4 protein-coding genes are annotated in these 3,500 nt (G+C 74.7%); all 4 read left to right on the top strand.

Annotated features, from left to right (window positions below; all coding sequences use genetic code 11):
• The coding region (locus tag CBZ_RS09290; protein WP_130781285.1) for an ACP S-malonyltransferase at positions 1 to 714 on the top strand (714 nt) is incomplete at its 5' end.
• Positions 711 to 1,715: a beta-ketoacyl-ACP synthase III gene (locus CBZ_RS09285; protein WP_130781284.1), complete on the top strand. Its 1,005-nt coding sequence runs from the start codon at positions 711 to 713 to the stop codon at positions 1,713 to 1,715. The genes CBZ_RS09290 and CBZ_RS09285, both read left to right, overlap by 4 nt.
• A 109-nt stretch (positions 1,716 to 1,824) precedes the next feature.
• Positions 1,825 to 2,073, top strand: coding sequence for an acyl carrier protein (locus CBZ_RS09280; protein ID WP_130781283.1), 249 nt, complete (start codon positions 1,825 to 1,827; stop codon positions 2,071 to 2,073).
• A gap of 92 nt (positions 2,074 to 2,165) precedes the next feature.
• On the top strand, positions 2,166 to 3,410 hold the full coding sequence (locus CBZ_RS09275) for a beta-ketoacyl-[acyl-carrier-protein] synthase family protein (protein ID WP_130781282.1): 1,245 nt from the start codon (positions 2,166 to 2,168) through the stop codon (positions 3,408 to 3,410).
• Positions 3,411 to 3,500: the final 90 nt, after the last annotated feature.

Raw genomic sequence — 3,500 nt, 5'->3', positions numbered from 1 at the left:
ACCGCGGGCCACTCCGTCGGGGAGCTCGCCGCCGCGGCCGTCGCAGGCGTGCTGACCGACGACGAGGCCCTCGCGCTCGTCGCCGTGCGCGGCGCCGCGATGGCCCGCGCCGCCGCGAGCAGCCCCACGGGCATGAGCGCGGTCCTCGGCGGCGACCCGGACGAGGTCCTCGCCGCGCTCGCCGCGCACGGGCTCGTGCCCGCCAACGTCAACGGCGGCGGCCAGGTCGTCGCCGCCGGTCCGCTCGACGCCCTCGCCGCGTTCGCGGCCGCCGCGCCGGCCCGTGCGCGCGTCGTGACCCTGCAGGTCGCCGGCGCGTTCCACACGCAGGTCATGGAGCCGGCCGTCGCCGAGCTGCGGGCAGCCGCCGACGGCGTCCGGCCCGCCGACCCCGCGGTGCCGCTGCTGACCAACGCCGACGGCAGCGTGCTCACGTCCGGCGAGGCCGCGCTCGCCGCGATCGTCGCGCAGGTCGCGAACCCCGTCCGCTGGGACCTGTGCCAGGAGACCCTCGTCGCCCTGGGCGTCACGGGGCTCCTCGAGCTCGCCCCGGGAGGGGTGCTCACGGGTCTGGCTCGGCGTACGCTGCCCGGGGTCGAGACGGTCGCGGTCAAGACGCCCGCCGACCTGGACGCCGCGCGCGACCTCGTGCGCCGCCACGGCGCCCCGTCCTCGCAGGGCCCCACCGCGATCACCCAGGAGCAGTCGTCGTGACCCGTCCCACCCTCACGCAGGCCACCGGCCCCGCGCACACCCGGATCCTCGGCCTCGGCGGGGCCCGCGGGGAGCACGTCGTGCCGAACGACGACCTCGTCGGCCCGATCGACTCTTCGGACGAGTGGATCCGCCAGCGCACCGGCATCGTCACGCGCCGCCGTGCAGGGGCCGGCACGGACGTGCTCGACCTCGCCGAGCAGGCCGCACGCGCCGCGATCGAGAACGCCGGGCTGACGGGCGCCGACATCGACGCCGTCATCCTCTCGACCGTCACCTACTTCCACCAGACGCCCGCGGGCGCGGCGATCATCGCGGACCGCATCGGCGCGACGCCGGCCGCCGCGTTCGACATCTCCGCGGCGTGCGCCGGGTACTGCTACGGCATCGGGCAGGCCGACGCGCTGGTCCGCGCCGGCACCGCGCGGCACGTCCTGGTCATCGGCGCGGAGAAGATGAGCGAGTTCGTCGACCCGACGGACCGCACCATCTCCTTCCTGCTCGGCGACGGCGCGGGCGCGGTCGTCATCGGCCCGTCCGACACGCCCGGCATCGGCCCGACGATCTGGGGATCCGACGGCGGCCAGGCACAGGCGATCCGGCAGACGCACTCGTGGCTCGCCACGCGCGACGAGGGCGCCGGCTGGCCGACGCTGCGCCAGGAGGGCCAGTCGGTCTTCAAGTGGGCCGTCTGGCAGATGGCGCCCGTCGCGCAGAAGGCCCTCGACGCGGCCGGCGTGACCGCCGACGACATCGAGGCGTTCATCCCGCACCAGGCGAACATGCGGATCATCGACCAGATGATCAAGCAGCTCAAGCTCCCCGAGACCGTCGTCGTCGGCCGGGACATCGCCGACACCGGCAACACGTCCGCTGCGTCGATCCCGCTCGCCACCGAGCGTCTGCTGCGCGAGGGGCAGGTCAGCAGCGGCGCGCTCGCCCTGCAGATCGGCTTCGGCGCGGGCCTCGTGTACGCCGCGCAGGTCGTCGTCCTGCCCTGAGACCCTCCGGTCCGGCAGCCGCCGGGCCTCCCCGCACCGGGGACCGGTGGTCGGACCACCGGGTTGTACCGTTCGTCCGACCCTTCCCCGCATCATCAGAGGAGACACCATGGCGTACAGCGAGCAGGAGATCCTGGCCGGTCTGGCCGAGATCGTCAGCGAGGAGACGGGCCTGCCGACCGACTCCGTCCTGCCCGAGAAGTCCTTCACCGACGACCTCGACATCGACTCGCTGTCGATGATGACGATCGTCACGCTCGCCGAGGAGAAGTTCGACGTGCGCATCCCCGACGACGAGGTCAAGAACCTCACGACCGTGGGCGACGCCGTCTCGTTCATCACGGGCGCCCAGTCCTGAGCCTGCCGTGACCCGGGCACCGTCCCGGCGCCGCCACGACCGCACCGTCGCCGGCGCCGGGACGGGCCACCCCATCGCCACCAGGAGCACCGATGAGCCACGCAACCGACGTCGTCGTCACCGGACTGGGCGCCACCACCCCGCTCGGCGGCGACGTGCCCTCGACGTGGGCTGCCGCCCTCGCCGGTGAGTCCGGGGCGCGCACCCTCCCGAACGACTGGGCGGAGACCTACGGGATCCCCGTGTCGTTCGCCGCGACGATCAAGGTCGCACCCGCGGACGTCCTGCCGCGCCCCGAGCTGAAGAAGATGGACCCGTCGGCGCAGTACGCGGTGATCGCGGCTCGCGAGGCGTGGGCCGACGCGGGCTCGCCCGAGGTCGACGGCGACCGGCTCGGCGCCGTCGTCTCGTCCGGCATCGGCGGGATCTGGACGATGCTGGACGGCTGGGACACGCTGCGGGAGAAGGGCGCCCGCCGCATGCTCCCCATGACGGTCCCCATGCTCATGCCGAACTCCCCCGTGGCGTTCGTGTCGCTCGACCTCGGCGCGCGCGCAGGTGCGCACGCGCTCGTGTCGGCCTGCGCGTCGGGTGCCGAGGCCATCGGCTACGGCGTCGAGATGATCCGCTCGGGCCGTGCCGACGTCGTCGTCGCCGGCGGGACCGAGGCACCGATCCACCCGATGCCGATCGCCGCGTTCGCGGCGTCGCGGACGCTCTCGCAGCGCAACGACGACCCGCAGGGCGCGTCCCGCCCGTACGACCTCGCGCGTGACGGCTTCGTCGTCGGCGAGGGCGCCGGCGTGGTCGTGCTGGAGAGCGCCGCGCACGCGGCCGCCCGAGGCGCCCGGGTCTACGCCCGGATCGCGGGTGTCGGCCTGTCCGCCGACGGCTACCACATCACGTCCCCCGAGCCGTCGGGCGACGGGCAGATCCGGGCCATGCGCAGCGCGCTGGAGCAGGCCGGCGTGTCGCACCGCGACATCGTGCACGTCAACGCGCACGCGACGTCGACGGTCGTGGGCGACCTCATCGAGGCGCGCAGCATCCGCGGCGTCCTCGGCGACGACGCCGACCACGTCGCGCTGTCGGCCACCAAGTCGATGACGGGCCACCTGCTCGGCGGCGCGGGCGCGCTGGAGACGGTGTTCACGGTCCTCGCGCTGCACGACCGGCAGGCGCCGCCGACGATCAACGTCGACCAGCCGGACCCGGAGCTCGTGCTCGACCTGGTGCGGGACAAGCCGCGCACGCTGCCCGACGGGTCGATCGCGGCGATCAACAACTCGTTCGGCTTCGGCGGGCACAACGTGGCGCTGGTCGTCACGTCCGCCTGACCGGACGCCGCTCGGACCGACGGCGCGCCGCCCCTGCTCGGGCGGCGCGCCGTCGGCGTCTGCGGGGCCGGTCGGCGGCGGCTCGCGGCG

It is taken from the genome of Cellulomonas biazotea, from assembly GCF_004306155.1.
Classification (GTDB): domain Bacteria; phylum Actinomycetota; class Actinomycetes; order Actinomycetales; family Cellulomonadaceae; genus Cellulomonas; species Cellulomonas biazotea.
The sequence above is the reverse complement of the archived record's forward strand: the minus strand, read 5'-3'. Positions and strand labels throughout refer to the sequence as shown.